Raw genomic sequence first — 26,161 nt, forward strand, 5'->3', positions numbered from 1 at the left:
TTATGTAGTATGAAACAAAAAGTAACTGCTGTTTTTGATATAGGTAAGACCAATAAAAAGTTTTTTTTATTTGATAAAAACTTTAAGGAAGTTCACAAAGAATATATTGCCTTTAAGGAAATAGTAGACGAGGATGGTCACCCAACTGAAAATCTTCAAGCCCTACAAAAATGGTTGAAAGATGTTTTTAATCAAATTCTTGAAGCTAAAGAATTCGAAGTAACCGCTATAAATTTTTCAACATATGGAGCCAGTTTGGTTCATATTGATGAAAATGGAAATCCAGTAACGCCACTTTACAATTATACAAAGCCCTTAGATAAAAGTATGATAGATAGTTTTTTTAATGATTACGGTCCAAAAGAAGACTTTCTAAAAACAACAGGGTGTGCAGATTTAAGTATGCTTAATTCTGGATTACAGTTATATTGGATTAAAAAAACAAAGCCACATATTTTTAATAAAATAAAATATTCTTTACACTTACCACAATATCTTAGCTATATTTTTACTGGTATTCCTTTAAGTGAATATACAAGCATAGGTTGCCATACTGCTCTATGGGACTATGAAAAAAAGGATTATCACAATTGGGTTTATCAAGAAGGTATTCATAAAATCTTACCTCCAATTGTTTCAACAGAAACAAGTATTAATATGAATTATAATGGTAACCGAATAAAAATTGGAGTCGGAATTCATGATAGTTCTGCAGCATTATTGCCCTATGTGAGAAGTGTTAAGAAAAAATTTGTACTCATCTCCACAGGAACTTGGAGTATTGCTTTTAATCCGTTTACTAAAAATCCTATTTCAAAGAATACTAACGATAAGGACGCCATAAATTACATGAGAATTAATGGAAAACCGGTAAAGGCCTCTAGATTATTTTTAGGAAATGAGTACAAGATACAGGTTGAAAAGTTGAATAAGTTATATAAGGTGGATGAAGATTATCATCGTACCGTTAGTTTTGATTTTGATACTTATTTTGAAATCATTCAGGATTTTAAATATTGTTTTAAATGGGAAAGCATAGAAGATAGTGATATGCCAGTGCAAACCCACATCTCTTATCACAAATTTGAACACGCCTACCATCAATTAATGACAGAGTTAGTTTTATTGCAAATTAAATGCATAAAAAAGGCCATTGGTGAAGATGAGATTACAAGACTTTATGTGGATGGAGGGTTTAGTGATAATGATGTTTACATTAAATTACTATCGCATTACTTTAGAGATAAAAAGTTAAGAACTACCAGTTCATCTTTGGGTTCTGCTCTTGGGGCTGCAATATCAATATCTGATACTAAACTAAACTCAAAATTTTTGAAAAAAAATTATGCACTCAAAAAGCATGTGCCATTTATCATAAGTGGATAAAATCATTTATTGATAAATACATTATATAAAAAGTGGTTTTTTAAATCACCGTATTTCTTAAATAGGAAAAACATGTCTAAAAATATAAGATTAATTCATCCCAGAGATCAAATTACTACAATAATCAGCAGGATTTATAAACGAGGCATGACAACTACCTCTGGTGGTAATATCTCAATAATTGATGATGAGGGTGATATATGGGTAACACCCTCTGCGATCGATAAAGGTTCATTAAGAGCATCAGATATTATATGTGTAAAAAAAGATGGCACCATTATAGGAAAGCATAAACCATCATCAGAATTTCCATTTCATAAAGCTATTTATGAAGCTAGACCAGATATTAAGTCAGTTATTCACGCGCATCCTCCAGCATTAGTATCATTCAGTATCGTACGTCAAATTCCAAATACCAATATCATATCTCAGGCTAAGCACATTTGCGGTCCTATAGGATATGCAAATTACAGGTTACCAGGTAGCGATGATCTAGGCGAAGTAATTGCTGATGAGTTTAAAAAAGGCTACAAAGCTATTATTATGGAAAATCATGGTACGGTTTTAGGCGGTAGTAATTTAACAGATGCTTACGAGCGTTTTGAAGCATTGGAGTTTTGTGCGCGAACCATATTATATGGTTCCCAAATAGGTAAACCAGCTTATCTCACAGATTCTCAAATAGCAGAATTTGAAGATCAGGCAACGGGAGTTTTACCAGAAATGGAAGAGACTTCTTTCCCGTCAGACGAGGTTGAAAAAAGACTGCAAATATGTAAAATTGTTCAACGTTCCTGTGAACAAGGGCTCATGATAGGGTCTTATGGAACCGTTTCTATGCGTTGGAAAAATAATGATTTTCTAATAACGCCTACGGGAATCAATCGATGGGATTTAGATATTGATGATGTTGTACAAATAAAAAATGGCCATCGAGAAGCTGGAAAAATACCTAGTAGAGCAACTTGGATTCATCAAGAAATTTATAATAGGAATCCAAAAGTGAATTCTATTATTATGACGCAATCACCTTATTTAATGGCTTTTGGAGTAACTAAAAGTTATCTAAATGTTCGAACAATTCCTGAGAGTTGGATCTTTTTACAAGACATAAATTCAGTGAAATATGGGGCCCATTTCAGAAAAAATAATAATTCTGAAATAGTTGACAATTGTGCTACAGCACTTATTATAGAAAACGATTCTGTAATTATTACTGGAGATAAGCTACTTCAAACATTTGACTATTTAGAGGTTGCAGAATTTAGTGCTAAATCTGTTGTTCTCGGAAATTCTCTAGGCGAAATGGTTCCAATTAATGACGATCAGGTTAAGGAATTAAGGGAAAAATTCCTATCTTAAAAATATTATTATTATGAAATTTGATACACGATATCCTTCAATTGATGATTTAAGAACAAAAGCTCAAAAAAAAATACCAAAGTTTGCCTTTGAATATTTAGATGGGGGATGTAACGAAGATGTTAATTTACATAGAAATACTTCTGAACTTCGTGAGGTACAGCTCAAACCAAATTATTTAAGAAAACATCATGGTTCATCTTTAAAAACTAAATTATTTGGTGTTGAGTATGATGCACCATTTGGCATCGCGCCAGTTGGTTTACAAGGGCTAATGTGGCCAAATTCACCTGAAATATTGGCTAAAGCGGCTTTTGAGCATAACATACCTTTTATATTAAGTACAGTAACTACCACTAGTATTGAACGTGCTAGCGAATTGACTGAGGGGAAAGCTTGGTTTCAACTTTATCATCCAACAGAAAACAGGTTGAGAGACGATATTATTAAACGTGCTGCTGAGGCCGAATGTCCAGTTTTAGTTATTCTTTGCGATGTACCAACATTTGGATTTAGACCCAGGGATATAAGAAATGGTTTGGCTATGCCACCAAAAATGAACTTAAAAAATATATTACAAGTTTTTGGAAGACCTCATTGGGGAATTGAAACTTTAAAACATGGTATACCTAATTTTGAAGTTTTGAAACCATACATGCCCAAAGGATTAGATTTAAAGCAATTAGGTAAGTTTATGGATCAAACCTTTAGTGGTAGATTAAATGAAGAGAAAATAAAACCAATTCGCGATATGTGGAAAGGTAAATTGGTTTTAAAAGGTGTAGCCTCAGAATACGATACCGAAGAAGCTATTAGATTAGGTATTGATGGAATTATTGTATCCAATCATGGAGGTCGCCAATTGGATGCAGGACAATCTACTGTTAAGCCATTAGCCACTATTTCAGAAAAATATGGAAATCAAATAGAAGTGATGATGGATAGTGGAGTACGCTCTGGACCAGATGTAGCGAGAGCTATGGCAAGCGGAGCTAAATTTACTTTTATGGGGAGGTCGTTTATGTATGGTGTTTCAGCACTTGGTAAAAATGGTGGAAACCATACCATCTCATTATTAAAAACAGAATTACAGCAAGTTATGGAACAGCTTTGCTGTGAAAAAACCACAGATTTCCCTAACCATCTTATTAAATAGTTTAACCAAGATAGTACAGGATAGACTTGTTAGAATGAGACTATATTTTAGATTCTAACACTTAAATTAGATAGTATCTTTAGAATTAATTTAAGTTTACTATAAATCGTAATAACTAACTATATGAGTCAAATAAGTATTGAAGAGGAAATTATTGAAGAAATTGCAGGAGGAGAATTTGAAAGAACTCCTGTGCCAAAATCTAAACTTAAAGGCTGGAAAAGCTTTATAGGAATGTATGCTGGCGAACACGCTGCAGGAACCGAGTTTATGATAGGGCCTTTATTTTTAACTGCAGGTGTTAGTGCTTTTGATTTAATAGTTGGTTTGCTTTTAGGTAATTTACTCGCAGTCTTGAGTTGGCGATTTTTAACAGCTGAAATTGCCATAAAAAACCGACTAACTTTATATTTTCAGCTAGAAAAGATTTGTGGAAAAAAATTGGTTACAGGTTATAATTTAGCCAATGGCATATTATTTTGTTTTTTGGCAGGTTCGATGATAACTGTATCGGCAACAGCCGTTGGTATTCCTTTTGATATGCCTATGCCTAAGTTAACAGATACCATGCCTAATGGTTTAACTTGGGTCATCATTGTTATTTTGATAGGTGCAGTTATATCAATTATTGCTGCTAAAGGTTATGATACAGTTACCAAAGCAGCTAATTGGATGTCGCCTGTAATTGTTGTTGCTTTTTTAGCATGCGGTATAGTTGCTCTTAATCAATTAGGAGTAAGCAGTTTTTCAGAATTTTGGGATATTTGGGGTGAAGGTTCAGAGCCTTTCCCTGGACAAATAAAATTCACTTTTTGGCATGTAGTTATATGGTCTTGGTTTGCCAATGGTGCCATGCATATAGGGATGTCCGATTTATCAGTTTTCCGTTTTGCTAAAGAAGCTAAAGCGGGTTGGACAACTGCGGCAGGTATGTATGTTGGACATTACATGGCTTGGATAGCAGCAGCTTTATTATACGCTGTATACTTAAAATCTCCGGAAGCTCAAGCTTTTTTAAGTAATGGTGATGCACCTCCGGTTGCTCCAGGACCACTAGCAAATAATGCCATTGGTGTTTTAGGAATCATAGCTGTAGTGTTAGCAGGTTGGACTACTGCTAACCCAACAATTTATAGAGCCGGTTTAGCTTTTCAAGCTATATTACCTAAACTATCAACTGCCAAGGTTACAATTTTAGCAGGAACAGTGGCTACATTAGCAGGTTTATTCCCTGCTTTCGCCATGAAATTACTTGGTTTTGTAGCGCTTTATGGATTTATATTGGCACCCTTTGGAGCTGTTATTGTATTTGAACATTTCTTTCACAAAAAGGTGGGGATTGTAAAAAATTATGCTGAATCTGCTAATCTGTCTTTTAATAAATCTGTATTTTGGGCCTGGGCTATTAGTTTTGGTATATTCTATTTTATATCAGTACAATTCAATGTATTTCTTTCTTTTGTTACACTCCCAGCCTGGTTATTGTGTGGGGTTTTATTCTTGGTTTTTAGCAAGAAGTTTCAAAAATGATAAATATATTTTATTGGTAGAATAAGGTTATAAGGAAAATCATAAACAACAGTTTATGATTTTTTTTCTATTTCAATTGTATTTTTAATAAAGATTAAAATCAATACAAGTAAATTTTAAGATTAAACTAAAATGAATTATTACTTAGGTTTAGATATAGGTAGCTCGTCTATAAAGGCGGCACTTGTTGATGTTAAAACAGGAAAAAGTATTGGTGTTGTGCAAGAGCCAGAAGATGAAATGGGTATGCATTCAGAAATAAATGGTTGGGCAGAACAAAATCCTAATGATTGGTGGTTACATGTTTGTAATGCCATAAAAAAACTTAAAAACAAATATCAAGTATCTAGCAAATATATAAAGGGTATTGGTATATCCTATCAAATGCATGGATTAGTATTAGTGGATAAAGAGGGTAATCTTTTAAGGCCAAGTATTATTTGGTGTGACAGTCGCGCAGTAGATATTGGTACTAAAGCCTTTGAAGAAATTGGTAAAGAAAAATGTGCAACAAACCTATTAAACTCACCTGCTAATTTTACGGCATCAAAACTAAAATGGGTAATAGATAATGAGCCAGAAACATATGAAAGGGTTCATAAATTTATGCTTCCAGGAGATTATATAGCTTATAAATTTTCTAATAGTATCAATACAACAATCTCAGGTTTGTCTGAAGGCATTTTTTGGGATTTTAAAAATAACTCCATTGCTGATTTTTTAATGGAACACTATGGAATTGATAAAGACCTAGTTCCAGATATAGTGGAAACATTCGGAATTCAGTCTGTTGTTGATGAAAAAGGAGAAATTGATAGTGGTATTGCAGCAGGAACACCAATTTATTATCGTGCAGGAGACCAACCCAATAATGCCTTGTCATTAAATGTGTTAAACCCTGGAGAAGTAGCAGCAACAGGTGGCACATCTGGAGTTGTGTATGCCATAACTGATAGTTTGTCTGTAAAAGAGAGTGCCCGTGTTAATAATTTTGCTCATGTGAATTATAAAATAGGAACTCATCCTAGAATAGGAAAATTGTTATGTATTAATGGCGCTGGTATTCAATATCGCTGGTTACTTAATAATTTAGACGTAGAATCTTATGAGGAAATGAATAATCTTGCCGCTAAGATTCCAATTGGATCTGATGGTGTTTGTTTAATTCCATTTGGAAATGGTTCAGAACGTATGTTAAATAATAAGGAAATTGGAACACGAATTGTAAACCTCAATTTGAATAACCATAATAAAGGGCATTTATGTAGAGCTGCTTTAGAAGGTATTGCTTTTTCATTTGTTTATGGTATGGAAATTTTAAAATCGGATGGAATTAATCCGGAAGTAATGAGAGCCGGTAACGATAATTTATTTCGCTCAGAAATTTTCGCAAATACGGTTGCCACATTAATAGGTCAAGAAATAGAATTATACAATACTACGGGCGCCATTGGGGCTGCGCGAGCTGCAAATTTACATGAAGGTGATTTTGAAGCTTTTAGTAAATCAATAATGGATAATGATTATGTCATGACTTTTAAGCCTTTTAAAGAAAAACAACTCTATTTAGAGGCCTATAACACATGGAAAAATGAATTAGAACTATTCATAAATAGATAATTTTATCTATTTATCAAGCCTTTAAAATTAAATGAGATCATATTTTATTGACAGTATAGTGCAGGATACCTTGAGTTTCATATTTCATTAAATTTGGAGATATATTCTACTGATATAGTTTAATTTCATTTAAAAAATGAAATTATTTAAAATTATAACATCATAAATTAATAAAGAGGAAAAATGGCATTTTTAGGAGATAGAGAATACTATAAGGGTATTGGAGATATTAAATTTGAAGGTAAAGAATCAGATAATCCATTAGCATTTAAATATTATAACCCTGAGCAAGTGGTAGCTGGTAAAACCATGCGAGACCATTTTAAATTTGCTATTGCTTATTGGCATACATTCTGTGGCCAAGGCAGTGATCCATTTGGTCCTGGAACTCAAAATTTCGAATGGGATAAATCATCTGACCCAATTCAAGCAGCAAAAGGTAAAGCTGATGCCGCTTTTGAATTTATTTCTAAAATGGGATTTGATTACTTCTGTTTTCACGATTTTGATTTAATTCAAGAAGGATCAACCTTTGCTGAATCTGAAAAGCGCCTAAATATTATAACCGATTATTTAAAAGAAAAGAAAGCAGCCTCGGGTATCAAATTACTTTGGGGAACATCTAACTGTTTTTCAAATCCAAGATATATGAATGGCGCATCAACAAATCCTGATTTTAATGTGGTAGCCAGGGCTGGTGGGCAAATAAAATTAGCTTTAGATGCAACTATGGCGCTTGATGGAGAAAACTATGTGTTTTGGGGAGGTCGAGAAGGATATATGTCACTTTTAAATACTGATATGGGTCGTGAGTTAGACCATATGGGCCAGTTTTTAGCGATGTGCAGAGATTATGCTAGAACCCAAGGATTTAAGGGCAACTTCTTTATTGAGCCTAAACCAATGGAGCCTATGAAACATCAATATGATTTCGATACAGCTACTGCAATTGGTTTCTTAAAAGAATATGGATTAGATAAAGATTTTAAAATCAATATCGAAGTGAATCATGCTACATTGGCACAACACACGTTTCAGCATGAAATGGAAGTTGCAGCCAAAGCAAATATGTTAGGAAGTTTAGATGCCAACAGAGGTGATTATCAAAATGGTTGGGATACAGATCAGTTTCCAAATAACATACAAGAAATTACAGAAGCTATGTTGGTTTTTCTTAAAGCAGGAGGTTTACAAGGTGGGGGTATTAATTTTGATGCCAAAATTAGAAGAAACTCTACAGACTTAGAGGATGTTTTCTTAGCTCATATTGGTGGTGCTGATACGTTTGCAAGAGCAATATTAACCGCGGATAAAATTATTAGTTCTTCATCATTCGAAAAATTAAGAAAAGAACGTTACAGTTCTTTTGATTCAGGAAAGGGTAAAGATTTTGAAAACGGTAAACTAAGTTTACAAGATTTATACGCTATAGCTCAAGAGAACGGCGAATTGAAATTACAAAGTGGTAAGCAAGAACTTTTCGAGAATATCATCAACCAATATATTTGATAATGAAATATAATAAATCGTTTATTTATGTAATAACATTAGTTGCTACCTTAGGAGGACTATTATTTGGTTATGATACCGCAGTAATTTCTGGAGCTGAAAAATCAATTCAATCTTTTTTAATTGAACCCTTAGGATTAACTTCTTTTTTGCATGGTATAACAGTTTCATCTGCTTTGATAGGATGTATTATTGGAGGCGCTTTATCAGGTTTAGTATCTTCTAGGTTTGGACGAAAAAAGGCCCTTATTATCGCGGGTATTTTATTTTTATTATCCGCGTTGGGTTCAGGCAACCCAGAATTTTTATTTTTTGAAAAAGGAGTTCCTTCCCTAGAATTACTATGGATGTTTAACTTCTATAGAATTATTGGAGGTGTTGGAGTTGGGTTAGCATCAGCAGTTTGTCCTATGTATATTGGAGAAGTTGCTCCAGCTGAAATAAGAGGTAAATTAGTTTCCTTAAATCAATTCGCAATCATTTTCGGGATGTTAGTGGTTTATTTTGTAAACTGGGGTATTGCAGATGGACAAACTATTGAATGGATAAACGAAGTAGGTTGGAGAAGAATGTTTATTTCTGAAGCTATTCCAGCATCAATATTTGCCATTTTAATGTTCTTTATGCCAGAAACCCCTCGGTATTTAGCATTACAGCATAAAGATGATAAGGCATTAGCTATTTTATCTAAAATAAATGGATTGGAAAAAGCTAAGGAAATTCTTAACGATATAAAAAGTACAGTAGAAAGTTCTAAAGCCAATATATTCTCTTATGGTAAAATTGTAATTATAGTAGGCGTGTTATTATCTGTATTTCAGCAGTTTGTTGGAATAAATGTTGCATTATATTACGCACCTAGAATTTTTGAAAGCATGGGAGCAGCTAAGGATGCATCCATGTTACAAACTATTATCATGGGACTTGTGAATGTTATATTTACCGTTGTTGCCATAATGACTGTAGATAAATGGGGAAGGAAACCATTATTGATAACCGGATCAATAGGAATGGCCATTGGTATGATAGCTATTTCTACATTAGCATTCTTTGATGTAATAGGTATTGCTACATTAGTATTCATAATTATTTATACAGCTTCATTTATGATGAGTTGGGGGCCTATTTGTTGGGTTTTAATTTCTGAGATTTACCCCAATAAAATTAGAAGTCAAGCTATAGCAATAGCTGTGGCCGCCCAATGGGCAGCTAATTTCTTTATCTCATCAACGTATCCTCCTATGATGGAATTTAGTAGTGGAGGTACGTATTTATTCTATGGTATAATGAGTATAATTTCAGCGATTTTTGTTTGGAAAATGGTTCCAGAAACAAAGGGTAAAACTTTAGAGGAAATGGAAAATATTTGGAAAAAATAAATCTCAAATAATTAAAAATAAAAAAACTAAAGGATTATTTTAATTTTTTTGGATTAACGCTTAAATTTTATGTAGGCTATTACATTTTGCTTTTGTCTTTTTTTTTTAGGAATGGATTCATTATTGAGAACCCTTAATGACCTAATGAGGTAACCCATTAACGGATGCCATCCGAACTATTAATGGGGTTTAACTTCCAACATATTGCACCAAAAATACCATAGGTTATTTTTGTTTTGTGAGATTTTTATGAGTTTACTTTTGTCCAAGTTCCATTATTCTTGTCGCTAAGAACTGCAGCATAAATAAATTTCATTCCTCTAACACCATCTTTAACAGTTGGGTAATCTGGTTTCGGAATTGTTTTACCCTTTTTAGCAGATATAAGGTGGTTAGCGAAATTCTTATAAATGGTACCAAAAGCTTCTAAATAGCCTTCGGGATGCCCAGCAGGAATTCTGGAAACATTTAACGCCTCTGGGTATAAATTGTTACCTCTTGGTGTAAAAACTTTTAAAGGGTCATTTAACCAATGTGTTATTAATTGGTTTGGATTTTCTTGATGCCATTCCAAGCTACCTTTTTCACCATATACCTTGATTGCTAAATTGTTTTCCTCGCCCAATGCTATTTGTGAAATAGACATCGTTCCCTTAGCGCCATTTTCCATTCGAAGCAACAAATTACCATCATCATCTAAAACTCTTCCTTTTCCAAACCTTCCTAAATCGGCTGCAAGTTCATCAATTTTTAAACCAGTAATATATTCTACTAAATTTTCAGCATGGGTCCCTATATCTCCCAACGCTCCGCCAATTCCAGAACGTTTTGGATCAACTCGCCAAGATGCTTGTTTTTGACCTGTTTTTTCAATAGATGTTGAAAGCCAACCTTGTAAATATTGTACCTGAACCTTTCTTATTTTACCTAGGTCGCCGTTCATTACCATAGCTCTGGCTTGTTTTACCATAGGGTGACCTGTGTAATTATGTGTTAAAGCAAATAGTTTACCACTTTTAGCAACTATATTTTGTAGTTCAATGGCTTCTTCTAATGTTAGGGTCATTGGTTTGTCACAAACCACATGGAAGCCGTTCTCTAAAGCCATTTTAGCGGGGAGGAAGTGTAAATGGTTGGGGGTAACGATGGATACAAAATCCATTCTTATATCTTCAGGAAGCTCTTTCTCTTTCAAAATCATTTCCTCAAAACTTGCATAGCACCTATCTTGAGCAAGGAATAATGCTTTTCCTGAAGCAATGGAGGTTTCAGGATTACTGCTAAAGGCACCACAAACCATTTCTATCATACCGTCAATAGAAGCGGCTTTTCTGTGTACATCTCCAATAAATGATCCCATGCCACCGCCAATCATTCCCATTCTTAATTTTTTTGCCATATTTTGATAATGATTTAGATAAAAATAGTTCCTTTTTTTATTTAGTTTTTTAATTAAATAGTGTTTAATTATTTGTTTTCAAATGTAACTGATTCAATGTATTATGATATTTTCCTATACTACGTAAATAAGGCTTTATATGAATTTACTTATCAGCTTTTAAATACCATACTTCAAACAAGATAGTAAAAAATTATTTTTTCTTTTTTATCTAAGGGTATAAATAAATTCGAAGTGTAATATTATTTGAATAGATAGAAAATTTACTCTTTAGACAATTTTTCATTTCATTTTTCATTTAAAACTTTGAGAATCATTTGTTTTATAAAATATTACGATAAGGCTATTTAGGGTTACGTATTATTTTTTGTTGAATGGGTAGATGAGATATAGAATAAACAGAAATAATCTTGACAAAAGTTGTTGTTTTGTCAATTCATGTAGTGGTTTTTTATTTTATATTTGCAAATATATTTTATCATACAGTTTAAAAAGGTTTTTCCTAAAAATTCATCCTAATCTAAATAAATATTCCAAAAACTGATGAACTCTTTTAAAGGGAGCATCGTATTAATCATAATTAAAAATGAATAAATTAATTGATCAACAAGCAGCAGATAATATAAGAGCACTTGCTGTAGCCATGGTAGAAAAGGCAAATTCTGGCCACCCTGGTGGACCGATGGGAGGTGCAGATTTCATGCATATTCTTTACTCTGAATTTTTTAATTATGATCCTTCAGATATGGAATGGCCATTTAGAGATCGTTTTTTTATGGATGCGGGTCATTTATCAACCTTAATGTATGCACAATATTACCTGTTGGGAAATTATTCTAAGGATGATATTTCGAATTTCCGTCAATGGGGTTCCATTACTCCAGGGCATCCTGAGGTAGATGTAAAAAGGGGCATAGAGAATACTTCAGGCCCACTAGGTCAAGGACATACGATGGGAGTAGGTGCAGCTATAGCTGCTAAATTTTTACAAGCACGTTTTGGAAATTGGATGAACCATAAAATTTACGGTTTTATATCTGATGGAGGTATTCAAGAAGAAATATCACAAGGAGCAGGCAGAATTGCAGGGCACCTAGGCTTAAGTAATTTTATTATGTTTTTTGATTCCAATGATATTCAATTATCAACTTCCACAGACGAAGTAACTACTGAGGATACTGCTATGAAGTATAAGGCATGGGGATGGAAGGTTATAACTATCGATGGGCACGACCACCATGAAATAAGAAAGGCTTTGCAAGACGCTAATAACGAAACGGAAAGACCAACGCTTATAATAGGTAAAACCATTATGGGGAAAGGTTGTGTTGCCGCAGATGGAAGTATGTATGAAGGACATTGTGAGTTACATGGTCAACCCATTGGTCATACAGGGGCAGATTATACAAAAACCCTATTGAATTTAGGTGCCAACCCAGAAAGTCCTTTTGATATTTTTGATGATGTAAGAGCATTTTATAAAAATATAATTACTGAAAAAACTCTAAAGGCAGCTGAAAAGAAAGCCGAAATAGCAGCTTGGAGAAAAGATAACGAAGCATTAGCCCATAAATTAGATTTCTTTTTATCAGGTGAATTACCAAATTTGGATTTTGCAACCATTGAGCACAAAGCAGGGCTAGCGACTAGGGTAGCTTCATCTAATGTTTTAGGGTATTTAGCAGAGCATGTAGAAAACATGATAGTGTCATCTGCAGATTTATCAAACAGTGATAAGACCGATGGTTTCTTAAAGAAATCATCAGCACTTAAAAAAGGTGATTTTAGTGGTGGGTTTTTACAAGCAGGAGTTGCAGAATTAACGATGGCCTGTATTGCTAATGGTATAGCGCTGCACGGTGGTGTTATTCCTGTTGTGGCAACATTCTTTGTGTTTTCAGATTACATGAAACCAGCCATTCGATTAAGCGGGATACAAGAATTACCGGTAAAATATGTATGGACTCATGATGCGTTTAGAGTAGGTGAAGACGGTCCGACCCATCAACCTGTAGAACAAGAAGCTCAAATTCGGTTATTGGAAAAACTAAAAAACCATAGTGGTAATTCAAGTTTCATGGCACTTCGCCCGGCAGATTCTGCTGAAACAAGTGTCGCTTGGAAAATGGCCTTGGAAAATAAAAAGTCACCAACAGGTCTAATTCTTTCAAGGCAGGGTATTAAAGATGTTCCTGCCAAAGGGAATTCAAGATACAATGAAGCATTAGCTGCTGAGAAAGGTGGTTATTTAGTAAAAGAGGTTGAAAATCCCGATGTAGTTTTAATAGCGAACGGTTCTGAAGTATCAACTTTAGTTGCAGCCACAGAAATCCTTGAAAAGGAAAATGGATTGAAAGTGAATATAGCCTCAATAATTTCAGAGGGCGTATTCAGATTACAATCCAAAGCCTACCAAGAAAGTGTGATTCCAAAAAACAAACCGTTATTCGGTTTAACAGCGGGATTGCCAGTAAATTTGGAAGGTTTGGTTGGAGAAAAAGGTAAAGTATTTGGGTTAGAGCATTTTGGTTATTCAGCTCCTGCCACTGTTCTAGATGATAAATTTGGATTTACGGGAGAAAAAGTAAGTAAAGAAGTATTAGAGTATTTAAAAACCTTATAAAAAACTAAAGACATGAAATTTTTTATTGATACAGCAAACCTAAACGATATTGCAGAAGCTCAAGCTTTGGGGGTGTTGGATGGTGTTACAACAAACCCATCACTAATGGCGAAAGAAGGTATTACAGGAGCTGAAAATATATTGGCGCATTATAAAAAAATATGTGATATCGTTGAAGGAGATGTAAGTGCAGAGGTTATTTCGACAGATTTTGATGGAATGGTTAAAGAAGGTACAGCATTAGCAGCTTTGCATCCACAAATTGTTGTAAAATTACCGCTAATAGCAGATGGTATTAAAGCATGTAAGTATTTTTCTGATAAAGGTATTAGAACTAACGTGACATTAGTATTTTCAGCGGGTCAAGCATTACTGGCGGCCAAAGCTGGAGCTACTTATGTATCTCCTTTTTTAGGAAGATTAGATGATATTTCGACTGATGGTTTACATCTTATTGCTGAGATAAGACAGATTTACGATAATTATGGATTTAAAACTCAAATTTTAGCAGCATCTATACGTCATACTATGCACGTTATAGATTGTGCAAAAATTGGAAGTGATGTTATGACAGGGCCACTATCTTCAATCACTGGTTTATTAAAACACCCTTTAACAGACATAGGTTTAGCCAAATTCTTAGAAGATTATAAAAAAGGAAATCAATAATATTAAATGATTTGTTGTATTTCAATTGATTAGTAAGTTAGAAAAGATAACGATGTATACCTTGAGATACAACAAATTAATTTAGCTGTTTATTTTATTATTTTTTGAATTTAATAATAGTAAACTTGAATTATTTTTAGCCAACCGAGGTGATTAACCTGATATATTTAAAAGGTCTCTCATTGGAGGGTTTGTTTTGAATAGCTGCGAGTTAGAACTAAACCATCGCATTTAATTTTTTGCCTGCTAAATTTACATAGCCTCAACTACAGGTACTTTTCAAAGTTCTTGCCATTAAAAAAATATTGAAAGTTTTTTATACTTTAAAGCACCATGTCATCAAAGCATACCACAGTTTTGAATCCTCTTTTCTTAAAATAGTCCGTCGGATTCACTTCAGAAGTGGCCAAAACAAAGTCACCGCCCCAAGCGCCTAGACTTTTTATACTTCCTTCAAAATCATCAAATAAAAGTTGTTTTACAGATACCTGTTTGGTGATTTTTGAAATGATGGCTTCATGAGCATCAATCAATCTTCGAAAATTTTCAAAAGTATTAGATTCAAGAATTTTGGTGGTTATGTCGTTAATTTCACTAATAGCAAATTTTGCGTTTTCTTTGTTTGAATGATATTGTTCAATGCCCTCACGACTGTTTTGCTTTTTATTGAGATGAACAAAATATAAGTAATTTTTAAATGAAGGATTAAAATCTACTTCTTTAACTATAGGTTTTTTGTCCTTTAATTGATAGGTAATTGGTTTATTGTGTTGTGCACATGCAATATCATAACCACTCCCACTAAATGAGTTTTTCAAAAGGGAAAACGCATCAATATTTGCCCATTGTGCTATATTGTTTACTAATGTTGAGGAAGTTCCCAATCCCCAATTTCGTGGAAAATCTAATTGAGTGGTAATTTTGAATCCATTCTCAGAATCTAAAAATTTAGGGTTTAATTGTTTAGCAGCGTTTAAAATTTGAAAGAGTCTATTTGAAATGTCTTCTTGAGGCGTTGGCAAAGAAGTTATCTGTTTGATTGAAAATGTTTCTTCAAACCAAGTAGCACTTTTTTCATCTAAACTTTGCCAAATAATTTTTGGTCCGTCAATTTCCTCTATAGTTAAAGATTGTCCGTATTTTGTTGCAACAGCCAGTGATAAAGCACCATCTAGAACCACATATTCACCGGTTAATAATAATTTTCCGTTACTGTAAAATCGTTTATTCACTATTGGTTTTTATTCTTAATTCGGTAATAGCTTCGGTTACAGCGCTATGGGTTACCGTATGGTTTTTGAAGTGTTCAGTTAATGTCTTTTTTTCAAAATCGTTTGCTTCAAACTGATTTAGAATATTCATTAAGTGCATTTTCATATGTCCTTGTTGGATACCTGTTGTGGTTAATGAACGTAGCGCCGCAAAATTCTGGGCCAAACCAGCTACTGCTACTATTTGCATCAATTCTTTTGCGGAAGGTTTGTGTAATAATTCTAATGATAATTTTACTAAAGGATGTAAACCAGTTAAACCTCCTATGGTGCCTAAAGCCAAAGGGATTTCCATCCAAAAAGTAAATATGCCATTTTCAACTTTAGCATGCGTTAGGCTACTGTAACTTCCATTTCTGGACGCATACGCATGTACACCCGCTTCAACAGCTCTAAAATCGTTTCCTGTAGCTAAAACTACAGCATCAATACCATTCATGATACCTTTGTTATGGGTCACGGCTCGATAGGGTTCTACCTCTGCAATTTTTACTGCTTGTACAAATTTATTGGCAAATGCCTCTCCTGAAATAGTATCATTATCACTTAAATCTTCAATGCTACAACTTACTTCAGCTCGCACCAAACAATTAGGAACATAGTTAGATAAAATACTCATGATGATATCAATTTGTTTTTCCTCCTCGGTAAACAAATTAAATTCCAAAGCCTCTTTCTTAAATGTTTTTGCAAATTGCTCTAGGCATGAATTAATAAAATTAGCTCCCATCGCGTCTAGAGTTTCGAAGGATACGTGCAATTGATAATAATTTTCTATATCACTGGTTTTATCACGTAATTCAATATCGATTATACCGCCACCACGTTTTTTCATGTTTTTGGTAATGGATTCTGTTTCTTCAAAAAGTTTGGGCTTTACTTTGGCGAAAAACTGCTTCAATGCATGAAAATCACCTTTAAAAATAAAATGTACTTGTCCAATTTTAGTAGTTGATATAACGGTCGTTTTAAATCCACCCCTTTCTAACCAAAACTTAGCGGCTTTACTGGCAGCAGCCACTACCGAGCTTTCCTCAATAGCCATGGGAATGGTGTAAAGTTTGTTATTTATTAAAAAATTGGGAGCTACTCCAAGTGGTAAATAGTAATTAGTTATGGTATTTTCAATAAATTCGTCATGAAGTTGTTGTAACTTTTCGTCTGTATTCCAATATTGTTTTAAAATGTTTTTGGCATCTTCGGCATTTGAAAAGTATGTGTCAACAATCCAATCAATTTTTTTTGATTTGGAAAGTTTAGAAAAACCAGAAATAGATTTACTCATAATGTGTTTGTCAGTGTTGCAAAGATACTACTCTTGATATCAATATTAAAAAACTTAAATTTAAACCAAATTATTTAAGTGTTAATATTGGCGGTTTTTTATATAATTTTTAGTAAACTTGATGACATTTTGTGAAATAAATATTTTTTTTAATGAAACCTCCATTTTTTTTGATTTGCCATATTGAAAATTTGTTTTTAGGACGTTGCATTGGAAATATGTAAAACAACAGAAATTATCAAATGAAATTCTTCAAATTCTCCTTTAGCATTTTCTTTTTTTTATCTACAATTTTATCGGCCCAAACAAAAGAAATAACCATTGAAGACATTTGGAGAGATGGTACGTTCAGGACAAAACGCATGGATGTATTACACTCCATGAATAATGGAAAGCAATATTCTGTTTTAAATTTTGATAGAACCAACAGAAGTACTTCAATAGATATTTACGATTATAAAACCCTTAAAAAGGTTAAAACTTTGGTAAACTCTTCTGATTTTGAGGCTATTCCATATTTTACAGATTACACATTTAATAAAGACGAAAATAAAGTTTTGTTAGCCATAGATGAAGAATCCATTTACAGACGTTCAACTTTGGGTAAATTTGTAGTTTATAATATTGCAGAAAACTCAATACATACGGTTGCAAACTATAAAATACAAGAACCTACCTTTTCACCCGATGGAGAGTATATCGCTTATGGTTTTGAAAATAATTTGTATTATAAAAACTTAGAAACGAATGAGGTAACACAAATCACTTATGATGGTAAGAAAAACGAAATAATTAATGGAATCACGGATTGGGTTTATGAAGAAGAGTTTCGTTTTGTAAGAGCTTTTGATTGGAATGTAGAAGGTGACAAAATAGCTTTTATTCGTTTTGATGAAACCAATGTTCCTGAATTTTCAATGGATATTTATGGCAATGATCTCTACCAAACCCAACAAGTTTTTAAATATCCCAAAGCTGGGGAAGCTAATTCATTAGTATCGTTACATATTTATGATGTTAAAACCCAAGAAACCACTAAAGTTAAGTTAGACAAAAAATATGATGATTTTTACATCCCCAGAATTCAATGGACCAACAACCCAGATGTATTGAGTGCGCAATACATGAATAGGCATCAAAACGAATTGGATTTATGGATGATAAACGCTAAAACTAATTCATCCAACTTAGTATTAGTTGAAAAAGATAAAGCTTATGTGAATGTAACGGATAATCTAACATTTTTAAAAGACAACAGTTTTATTTGGACCAGTGAAAAAGATGGCTACAACCATATTTATCATTATGACAAAAACGGTAAGTTAATAAATCAAGTAACCATAGGTAATTGGGAAGTCACCAATTATTATGGTTATGATGAAAAAACAAACACTATTTTTTATCAATCAGTAGAAAATGGTTCTATCAATCGAGATGTGTACTCGGTTAAGTTGAACGGACGGGATAAAACCCGACTAACAAAAAGTGATGGCACTAATAGTGCATCTTTTAGTGCTGATTTTTCTTATTTTATAAATTCCTTTTCAAGCGCTACTAACCCGCCAGAATATACTTTACATAATGCTGCTTCAGGAAATCTTATTAAAAGCATCAAAGACAATGATGAGTTATCACAAAAACTATTAGATTATAATACCTCAAAAAAGGAATTTAGCACCATCTACGTTAATGGAAATGACCTAAATATGTGGATGATTAAACCGGCCAATTTTAATGAAACTAAGCAATATCCCTTGTTTATGTTTCAATATTCTGGTCCGGGGTCCCAACAGGTGTCTAATCAATGGAATAGCGCTAACGATTATTGGTACCAATACTTAGCACAACAGGGTTATATTATTGTGTGTGTTGATGGAAGAGGTACAGGTTTTAAAGGTGCCGAATTTAAAAAAGTAACACAAAACGAATTAGGAAAATATGAAGTTGAAGACCAAATTCAAGCAGCAAAACAATTAGGAAAATTACCATATATTGACGCCAGTAGAATAGGTATTTGGGGTTGGAGTTTTGGTGGTTTTATGAGCAGTAATTGCTTATTTAAAGGTAACGATGTATTTAAAATGGCCATAGCGGTTGCTCCAGTAAGTAGCTGGCGTTTTTATGATACCATTTATACCGAGCGCTACATGATGACGCCACAAGAAAACCCATTGGGGTATGATGAAAACTCACCAATAAACCATGTAGATAAATTAAAAGGCGATTTTCTTTTAGTGCATGGTTCAGGTGATGATAATGTGCATTTACAAAACACCATGCGATTGGCCGAAGCTTTAATTCAAGCTGACAAGCCATTTGATTGGGCTATATATCCAGATAAAAACCATGGCATTTATGGCGGTAATACAAGGCTTCATTTATATAAAAAAATGACTCATTTTATCAACGAAACATTAGGCGATAAAATACATAAGGATGCTGCTAGCAAAGAAAAAAGTGAAGTAAAAATTAAAGGGTAAACTCTAACTAACTAAAATAATTTATGGCAGATAATGTAACAACAAAGCAAAAAGAATTATTTGGGCATCCAATTGGGCTATATGTTCTGTTTTTTACCGAAATGTGGGAACGGTTTTCGTTTTACGGAATGAAGGCGTTATTAATATATTATTTAGTGAAGTATCATTTGTTTGATGTTGACCATGGAAATTTATTGGTAGGTAGTTATGCGGCCATGGTTTATGCAACACCTGTAATTGGAGGTTACTTGGCTGATAAATATTTGGGATTTAGAAAGGCCGTTATTTTTGGAGGAATTCTTTTAGTTTTAGGGCATTTGGGGATGGTTTTTGAGGGCAATCAAGCCCAGATACTTGACGGTGTTTTACAGCAAGATAACCAAGCCCTACAGATTTTTTATTTTTCATTGTCCTTAATTATAGTTGGTGTTGGGTTTTTAAAAGCAAACATTTCTTCAATAGTCGGCGAATTATACGATAAAAATGATATAAGAAAAGATTCTGCATTTACAATTTTTTACATGGGCATTAATTTAGGATCGTTTTTAGCTACATTAATTTGCGGATGGTTAGGTGAAACCTATGGCTGGGGATATGGATTTGGTGCAGCAGGTATTGGTATGGTTTTAGGTTTATTAACATTTATCTTTGGACGGAAATTTTTAAATGATAAAGGAGAACCACCTAGTTTAGAATTGCTTAATGAAAAGCATTTTGGTTTAAAAAAGGAATGGATCATATATATAATGTCATTATTAAGCTTATTTGTTATCCAATTTATAGTTCAAAGGCACGAATGGGTTGAAAAAATATTGACTTTATCACTAGTAGCCTCGCTGATATTCATTATTCTAAACGTTATTAAACTAGATACAGTAAGTAGAGGAAGGCTTATTGCGCTCACAATTTTATCTCTTTTTTCAATTATTTTTTGGGCTCTGTTCGAACAAGCTTATACCTCATTAAACCTTTTTGCATCGGTAACAGACTGCAATATTTTAGGTATTCAATTAAAACCAACACAATTTTTAAGCTTTAATGCATTTTTCATTTTTACCATTGGCCCTATATTTGCTTGGTTGTGGGTGAAGTTAGGTAAGTATAACCCAAATACGGTCGTAAAATTTGCATTAGCACTTATTTTTGTAGGTTTAGGTTTTGGTGTATTGGTTTTTGGAGCAAATTCAACAGCAGACGGGATGAAAGTGGCCGGTATTTGGTTATTGCTTTGTTATTTATTGCACACCATTGGAGAGTTATGTTTGTCGCCAGTGGGGCTCTCAGCTGTTACAAAATTAGCTCCAACCAAAATTGTAGGCTTCATGATGGGATTTTGGTTTTTGGCAACTGCTTTCTCAGAATACATTGCAGGAGTTTTAGCTAATATTGCAAACATAGAAACTTCGAATGGGGAAATTACAGATACAACCCAAGCAATCAGTCAATATACCGTATTGTTTGATAAATTGTTTTGGGTAGGATTAATTTGTGGAATTATACTTTTATTGGCTTCACCACTTATTAAAAAATTAATGCACGGGATAAAATAAAATTAACTTAAAAATAAAATAATGAGTCAAAATTCAACCGATCAATTTTTTAAAAGTACCGTTTTAGGTCACCCTTCAGGGTTATTTGTGTTATTTTTTACTGAAATGTGGGAACGGTTCTCTTATTATGGGATGCGCGCTTTATTGGTACTATTTTTAACAGCTTCCCTTTTAGATGAAGGCTGGGGTTGGCCGCGCGAGCATGCCATGGCGCTATTTGGGTCTTATGTTGGACTGGTTTATCTATCAACTATGATGGGTGGTTATTTTGCTGATAAAGTGATAGGTTTTAGATGGGCGGTTGTAGTAGGAGCACTTTTAATGACCCTTGGGCATGCATCTATGGCTGTTGAAACACAATGGTCCATTTATCTGGGATTAGGACTTTTGGTTATTGGTAATGGTTTTTTTAAACCTAATATGACATCCATTATTTCTGAGATGTACAAAGATAGACCGGAGAAAAAAGATGGAGCCTATACTATTTTTTATATGGGAGTTAATGCCGGAGCATTTTTGGGTATATTACTTTGTGGTTATTTAGGTGAAAAAGTAGGTTGGAGTTTAGGGTTCGGTTTGGCCGGTATTTTTATGTTTTTTGGGTTAGTTCAATTTTGGTTAGCACAAAACATTTTTGGTAATATTGGTTTGAAACCTAAAAAAGAAGATGTTAATTCTGTTGAATCTCTTGATAATGATAAAAGAGTGCCATTTACTTCTTGGCAATTAGGTCTTATTATATTGATGGTTGCGTTGGGGTTAATATGGATTATTAATGCTCCAGTAACAACAATTTCAGAAGGGCAAATAAATATATTCTCTTTTTTGGGGGAAAATGGAAACAATATAGCGATTTTAACAGCCTTAGGATTATTTCTCATATTACTGTTTTATAGGTTTACTCAATATTCTAATATTACAAGAGAACGATTAATAGCTGTTAGTTTTTTTGCTCTTTTATCTGTATTCTTTTGGGCTATTTTTGAACAATCTCCTGGCACCTTAACCATTTTTGCTAGAGATTATACAGACAGGACTTTAGATGGCTCATCAGCAATTATTTTTAGAGTAGTTAATGCAGCGATTACCATAGTACCTCTAGGAATTATTACTTGGGTTTTATTTTTGCTTTTTAAACAAACCTTCGCAAAATATAAATGGGCGAATATTGTTTTAAGTTTAAGTTTTATAATAGTTTGGGGGATTGCCATCTGGATGTTACTAGATCAGCTAAAAGACGAAGAATTAGAAATTCCAGCATCATGGTTTAGTGTTTTAAATTCATTATTTATTATAACATTGGCTCCGCTATTTTCAAAATGGTGGGAGAGCAAATATAACCCTTCAGCTAACGCAAAGTATAGCATAGGCATGCTCCTTTTAGCATTAGGGATGGCATGTGTTGCCTTTGGAGCAATGGGCATAGAACCTGGTGCGAAAACGGCATCAGTAAGTATCATTTGGCTTATTTTAGTATATTTATTTCATACTATGGGAGAATTATGCATCTCACCAGTTGGCTTGTCCTATGTAAGTAAATTAGTTCCGGCGAGAATGATTGCTTTTATGTTTGGTGTATGGTATTTAGCAGTTGCTATTGGTATGAAAGGTGCAGGTGTTTTTGGAGAAAATATTGATAAAATAGCGAATGAGAACGGAATTAGCTATTTCTTTTGGATTTTAACTATTATATCATTAGTTGTTGCCGTATTTGCAATTGGAATGAAGCCAATCATAAAAAAGCTCATGCATGGCGTTCATTAATCGAAAATATGTTTTAAAAACTTATATTTTGAAGCATTTTTTGTAAGTTCGGAACAACTTTTGCAACCAAGTTTATCATGAAAAAGATATATTTTACATTATTGTTAGCTGTTTTCATATCACTTAAAAGTATGGCTCAAGAGAAATTAACTTGGCATACCGATATGAATAAAGCCTTTGAATTAGCTGAAAAGGAAAATAAAACCCTGATGTTATTTTTTACGGGTTCAGATTGGTGTGGTTGGTGCATTAGATTACAGAATGAAGTTTTAAAAACGCCCGATTTTGAAAAATGGGCCAAGGATAAAGTGGTTTTGGTTGAGTTGGATTTCCCAAGGAAAACCCCACAAGATAAGGAGATCCAAATCCAAAATTACCAAATGCAAAAAATGTTTAATGTAAGAGGTTACCCAACTGTATTCTTTGCAAATCCTGAAAAAACAGCCGAAGGAAAGAAGAATTTAAACACACTTGGTAGCACAGGTTACGTGCGTGGTGGCGCTGAAAAATGGCTGGAAGTTGCTAATAACATAGTTAAGAATAATTAGTTTATAGTTAATACTCAATAATATAAGCTCCCTTTTTACTGGTTTGGTGAAAAGGGAGTTTTCTTTTTTCGCAAATCATTTCCCATTGTTCTACATAAGTTTTATAATTACTACCATCAGCAATAATTTCCATCGGTTGAATAGAATCTATCAATCTATTTAAATTAATTTTTGGTGATTGTCTCAGTAGGACGTAATCCGGTTTAAAGGACTTTACATTATAAACACCTAGACTATCTACAATCAATAGCTTTTTGTTGTTGAGCTTATAAATGGGTTGAAATTTACTTTCTTCAATAGTGCTTACATGGCTTCCCACAGCAAAATCCTTGATGATGTGATTTTCATTTATAGTTATACTGTCAAAATCATGAGTCACTTTTATTTTGTTATTTTGAACATGGCCCAAAAGCGTATTTCTACTTTTATGAAATACAATAAATTCATTGGATGGTTTATTATATTCATTATAAATAAATGCTAATTGAATAAATACAACGGCTACTAAAAAGAGTTTTAAACTGGGAACATTCTTTTTAATGAAAAGTCTTACTGATGAAACAATCAAAAAATAAGAGACTAAAACATACAAAAGACTAAACGGAATATCCTTAAACAAAAAAGATTCTTGTTGGGAAACCCATCCTACAAAATCGTTCATCAAACTAATTATATTACCAAAGATGTTTGCCGTAAAATTTGGAAGAATATTTAAGACAGCTAAAAGAATAACCAAAATACCAAAACCTAATATGATTCCTAAAAATGGGATTATAACTAAATTGGAAATAAAAAATAAGCCAGGAAATTGGTGGAAATAATATAAACTCAAGGGAATGATTCCAAATTGTGCAGAAACCGTTATTGTGAACGTATGCCATAATTTATCGATAAGCCAATATTTTGGTTTCCAGAGTTTATATAAGTGAGGGTCAATAGCAACAATGGCAAAAACTGCCAAATAGCTTAATTGAAAACCAACATCAAACAAAAAAAGTGGCTTAAAAAGTAAAATGATAAACATTGAAATTGCCAAGGTATTATAAATATTGGTCGGTCTTTTAAGGTTTATTGCAATGGCTACAATACTAAACATGGTTACCGCACGAGTTACCGAAGCCGATAAACCTGCTATTAATGCAAAACTCCATAAGATGCTAACCAACATGATGGTTTTGATAAGTTTTCCATGTTTAAACCGTTCCATAGGTTTAAAAACAAAGCTTAAAATGATTAAAATAATGCCCACATGTAACCCAGAAACAGCTAAAATATGTATGGCGCCAGCATTGGTGTAACTCGTGAAAACTTCCTCGCTAATATCTTGGCGTTGGCCTAATAACAGGGCATTAATTATGGCAAGTTCGTCTGGCTTAAAATCATGTGTTTTAAGTTTTTTATTTATGAATACTCGTATGTTGTCAGCTATTCCAAAAAGAGTGTGAGATTTAGAACTCACTTTTAATAATGATGAGTTTGGTATAAACAATTGGTGATAGATATATTTTTTCTCTAAATATTTTTTATAATCAAATTGATTTGGATTTAACGGGTGGATTAAGTCTTTAAAATCTGATTTGGTGACATAAATAGCATCGACTTTTAAAGTAGGAGCTAAAGAATCTTTTTCAACGTTCAAAAGCGACTTTCCACTTACCTCATTATCATCAATTTCCAAGATTTCAATAGCGTATTTATCATGATAAATACTGGGTTTTAAAACTTCCCTAATTCTAAAAGTGATGGTTTTTAATGAGTCTATTCCAGCTGAAATTTGATTTGTGTAATGATTTTTATGGTTTTTTTGATTATGAAAATTAGCGATTAATATTCCAAGTGAAGTCATGGTTATAAAAACCAAAACTCCAAACCAAACAGTCTTTTCAAACTGTTTTTGGGCTATTAGGTAAACAATAGATGTCGCTACAAAAAGTAATATGGTAATGTATAAAGTAAGGTTTAGGGGTATACCATAAAAAAAATCGATAACAATGCCTAGAATGAGGCAAACGGTTAATTTGATAATTGTAAAATTGTATAGACGCATACTCATGTAAGATATAAAATATCCTATAGAATCCGACGGGCTTCCGTAAAGGCTTTTAACCAGTAATCTTCATTCAACCAAGATGTTATAACCCCGTTATTGGTAGTGGCGTGGATAAATTCGATGTTATTATCCCGTATATTAATAATCAAGCCCACGTGATTTATGGAGTTTCTTCGGTTACCCGTATTAAAAAAGAGCAGATCACCTGTGCTTACATCTTTTAATGAAATTTTATCGCCACGTTTAGCCATATCCCTAGAAATTCTTGGTAATATAACATCATAAGCTCTAAACGACTCGTAAACCAATCCAGAGCAATCCATCCCAGATTTTGTAGTGCCTCCCCATTTATAACGAACGCCCTCAAATTGTTTTGCATATTCAATAATATTTTCAGCTTTTGATTTGGATGGTTCTATTTTGTCATTGATTGAGTTTTCAACAGTATTGGCATTTTCACTAATAATTTTTCTGTTGATAATCTCTGTTGAAGCCTTTTTTTTGTTTTTTGCCCGTTTTGAAGATTTACAACCGCTAAAACTTAAAATGATAATGATTATGAAAACGATTTTCTTCATCA

Annotated in this window: 18 protein-coding genes; 13 read left to right on the forward strand and 5 right to left on the reverse strand. The window is 33.3% G+C overall.

The genetic code is table 11. The features are described 5' to 3' along the window. Window positions 1-9 precede the first annotated feature (9 nt). From ABD963_RS11940 to xylE, 7 genes are all read left to right on the forward strand, one after another. Window positions 10-1,386 carry an FGGY-family carbohydrate kinase gene (locus ABD963_RS11940; RefSeq protein ID WP_345277211.1) on the forward strand — a complete coding sequence of 459 codons (1,377 nt, stop codon included), beginning with the start codon at window positions 10-12 and terminating at the stop codon, window positions 1,384-1,386. A 72-nt stretch (window positions 1,387-1,458) separates the two neighbouring features. Continuing rightward, a complete protein-coding gene (locus ABD963_RS11945) occupies window positions 1,459-2,748 on the forward strand; it encodes a class II aldolase/adducin family protein (RefSeq protein WP_345277212.1) in 1,290 nt (429 codons plus the stop codon). A gap of 13 nt (window positions 2,749-2,761) precedes the next feature. Next, the gene (locus ABD963_RS11950) at window positions 2,762-3,904 is read left to right on the forward strand and encodes an alpha-hydroxy acid oxidase (RefSeq protein WP_345277213.1); all 1,143 of its coding nucleotides are present in this window, start codon (window positions 2,762-2,764) and stop codon (window positions 3,902-3,904) included. 123 nt (window positions 3,905-4,027) lie between these two features. After that, window positions 4,028-5,434, forward strand: coding sequence for a purine-cytosine permease family protein (locus ABD963_RS11955; protein ID WP_345277214.1), 1,407 nt, complete (start codon window positions 4,028-4,030; stop codon window positions 5,432-5,434). A 132-nt stretch (window positions 5,435-5,566) separates the two neighbouring features. Then, window positions 5,567-7,054: a xylulokinase gene (locus ABD963_RS11960; protein WP_345277215.1), complete on the forward strand. Its 1,488-nt coding sequence runs from the start codon at window positions 5,567-5,569 to the stop codon at window positions 7,052-7,054. A gap of 183 nt (window positions 7,055-7,237) precedes the next feature. Beyond that, window positions 7,238-8,563: a xylose isomerase gene (xylA, locus tag ABD963_RS11965; RefSeq protein ID WP_345277216.1), complete on the forward strand. Its 1,326-nt coding sequence runs from the start codon at window positions 7,238-7,240 to the stop codon at window positions 8,561-8,563. Between the two features lie 2 nt (window positions 8,564-8,565). Next, window positions 8,566-9,942, forward strand: a complete 1,377-nt coding sequence (gene xylE, locus ABD963_RS11970; protein ID WP_345277217.1) for a D-xylose transporter XylE — start codon at window positions 8,566-8,568, stop codon at window positions 9,940-9,942. Window positions 9,943-10,189: 247 nt separating this feature from the next. On the opposite strand, the gene ABD963_RS11975 is transcribed toward xylE, so the two are convergent. Further along, the gene (locus ABD963_RS11975) at window positions 10,190-11,341 is read right to left on the reverse strand and encodes a Gfo/Idh/MocA family protein (protein WP_345277218.1); all 1,152 of its coding nucleotides are present in this window, start codon (window positions 11,339-11,341) and stop codon (window positions 10,190-10,192) included. A 586-nt stretch (window positions 11,342-11,927) separates the two neighbouring features. On the opposite strand from ABD963_RS11975, the gene ABD963_RS11980 reads away from it, so the two are divergent. Both ABD963_RS11980 and fsa read left to right on the forward strand, forming a co-directional pair. Next, the gene (locus ABD963_RS11980; RefSeq protein WP_345277219.1) at window positions 11,928-13,964 is read left to right on the forward strand and encodes a transketolase family protein; all 2,037 of its coding nucleotides are present in this window, start codon (window positions 11,928-11,930) and stop codon (window positions 13,962-13,964) included. A gap of 12 nt (window positions 13,965-13,976) precedes the next feature. Further along, window positions 13,977-14,633 carry a fructose-6-phosphate aldolase gene (gene fsa, locus ABD963_RS11985; RefSeq protein WP_345277220.1) on the forward strand — a complete coding sequence of 219 codons (657 nt, stop codon included), beginning with the start codon at window positions 13,977-13,979 and terminating at the stop codon, window positions 14,631-14,633. 323 nt (window positions 14,634-14,956) lie between these two features. Here fsa and ABD963_RS11990 read toward each other — a convergent pair whose 3' ends face one another. Both ABD963_RS11990 and ABD963_RS11995 read right to left on the reverse strand, forming a co-directional pair. After that, on the reverse strand, window positions 14,957-15,865 hold the full coding sequence (locus ABD963_RS11990) for a GYDIA family GHMP kinase (protein WP_345277221.1): 909 nt from the start codon (window positions 15,863-15,865) through the stop codon (window positions 14,957-14,959). Then, the gene (locus ABD963_RS11995) at window positions 15,858-17,189 is read right to left on the reverse strand and encodes a hydroxymethylglutaryl-CoA reductase, degradative (RefSeq protein WP_345277222.1); all 1,332 of its coding nucleotides are present in this window, start codon (window positions 17,187-17,189) and stop codon (window positions 15,858-15,860) included. Before ABD963_RS11995 ends, ABD963_RS11990 begins: the two co-directional genes overlap by 8 nt. A gap of 242 nt (window positions 17,190-17,431) precedes the next feature. Between ABD963_RS11995 and ABD963_RS12000 the strand changes: the two genes are divergently transcribed. The 4 genes from ABD963_RS12000 to ABD963_RS12015 all read left to right on the forward strand — a co-directional run bounded on the left by ABD963_RS12000 (window position 17,432) and on the right by ABD963_RS12015 (window position 23,531). Further along, window positions 17,432-19,669: a S9 family peptidase gene (locus ABD963_RS12000; protein ID WP_345277223.1), complete on the forward strand. Its 2,238-nt coding sequence runs from the start codon at window positions 17,432-17,434 to the stop codon at window positions 19,667-19,669. 23 nt (window positions 19,670-19,692) lie between these two features. Further along, the gene (locus ABD963_RS12005) at window positions 19,693-21,219 is read left to right on the forward strand and encodes a peptide MFS transporter (RefSeq protein WP_345277224.1); all 1,527 of its coding nucleotides are present in this window, start codon (window positions 19,693-19,695) and stop codon (window positions 21,217-21,219) included. Window positions 21,220-21,240: 21 nt separating this feature from the next. Further along, window positions 21,241-22,983: a peptide MFS transporter gene (locus ABD963_RS12010; RefSeq protein WP_345277225.1), complete on the forward strand. Its 1,743-nt coding sequence runs from the start codon at window positions 21,241-21,243 to the stop codon at window positions 22,981-22,983. 77 nt (window positions 22,984-23,060) lie between these two features. Beyond that, complete coding sequence (locus ABD963_RS12015) at window positions 23,061-23,531, forward strand: thioredoxin family protein (RefSeq protein ID WP_345277226.1); 471 nt, start codon at window positions 23,061-23,063, stop codon at window positions 23,529-23,531. 7 nt (window positions 23,532-23,538) lie between these two features. Here the strand turns inward: ABD963_RS12015 and ABD963_RS12020 are convergent, their stop codons facing one another. Next, window positions 23,539-25,578, reverse strand: a complete 2,040-nt coding sequence (locus ABD963_RS12020; RefSeq protein ID WP_345277227.1) for a ComEC/Rec2 family competence protein — start codon at window positions 25,576-25,578, stop codon at window positions 23,539-23,541. 23 nt (window positions 25,579-25,601) lie between these two features. Beyond that, window positions 25,602-26,159, reverse strand: a complete 558-nt coding sequence (locus ABD963_RS12025) for a C40 family peptidase (protein ID WP_345277228.1) — start codon at window positions 26,157-26,159, stop codon at window positions 25,602-25,604. Window positions 26,160-26,161: the final 2 nt, after the last annotated feature.

Origin of the sequence: Litoribaculum gwangyangense, assembly GCF_039543505.1 — a bacterium.
In the GTDB taxonomy this organism is placed as follows: Bacteria; Bacteroidota; Bacteroidia; order Flavobacteriales; family Flavobacteriaceae; genus Litoribaculum; species Litoribaculum gwangyangense.

Excerpts from the sequence above, each read along its gene's own strand:
- ABD963_RS11940 (WP_345277211.1), top strand. The coding sequence starts at position 10 with ATGAAACAAAAAGTAACTGCTGTTTTTGATATAGGTAAGACCAATAAA.
- ABD963_RS11945 (WP_345277212.1), top strand. The coding sequence starts at position 1,459 with ATGTCTAAAAATATAAGATTAATTCATCCCAGAGATCAAATTACTACA.
- ABD963_RS11950 (WP_345277213.1), top strand. The coding sequence starts at position 2,762 with ATGAAATTTGATACACGATATCCTTCAATTGATGATTTAAGAACAAAA.
- ABD963_RS11955 (WP_345277214.1), top strand. The coding sequence starts at position 4,028 with ATGAGTCAAATAAGTATTGAAGAGGAAATTATTGAAGAAATTGCAGGA.
- ABD963_RS11960 (WP_345277215.1), top strand. The coding sequence starts at position 5,567 with ATGAATTATTACTTAGGTTTAGATATAGGTAGCTCGTCTATAAAGGCG.
- xylA (WP_345277216.1), top strand. The coding sequence starts at position 7,238 with ATGGCATTTTTAGGAGATAGAGAATACTATAAGGGTATTGGAGATATT.
- xylE (WP_345277217.1), top strand. The coding sequence starts at position 8,566 with ATGAAATATAATAAATCGTTTATTTATGTAATAACATTAGTTGCTACC.
- ABD963_RS11975 (WP_345277218.1), bottom strand. The coding sequence starts at position 11,341 with ATGGCAAAAAAATTAAGAATGGGAATGATTGGCGGTGGCATGGGATCA.
- ABD963_RS11980 (WP_345277219.1), top strand. The coding sequence starts at position 11,928 with ATGAATAAATTAATTGATCAACAAGCAGCAGATAATATAAGAGCACTT.
- fsa (WP_345277220.1), top strand. The coding sequence starts at position 13,977 with ATGAAATTTTTTATTGATACAGCAAACCTAAACGATATTGCAGAAGCT.
- ABD963_RS11995 (WP_345277222.1), bottom strand. The coding sequence starts at position 17,189 with ATGAGTAAATCTATTTCTGGTTTTTCTAAACTTTCCAAATCAAAAAAA.
- ABD963_RS12000 (WP_345277223.1), top strand. The coding sequence starts at position 17,432 with ATGAAATTCTTCAAATTCTCCTTTAGCATTTTCTTTTTTTTATCTACA.
- ABD963_RS12005 (WP_345277224.1), top strand. The coding sequence starts at position 19,693 with ATGGCAGATAATGTAACAACAAAGCAAAAAGAATTATTTGGGCATCCA.
- ABD963_RS12010 (WP_345277225.1), top strand. The coding sequence starts at position 21,241 with ATGAGTCAAAATTCAACCGATCAATTTTTTAAAAGTACCGTTTTAGGT.
- ABD963_RS12015 (WP_345277226.1), top strand. The coding sequence starts at position 23,061 with ATGAAAAAGATATATTTTACATTATTGTTAGCTGTTTTCATATCACTT.
- ABD963_RS12020 (WP_345277227.1), bottom strand. The coding sequence starts at position 25,578 with ATGCGTCTATACAATTTTACAATTATCAAATTAACCGTTTGCCTCATT.
- ABD963_RS12025 (WP_345277228.1), bottom strand. The coding sequence starts at position 26,159 with ATGAAGAAAATCGTTTTCATAATCATTATCATTTTAAGTTTTAGCGGT.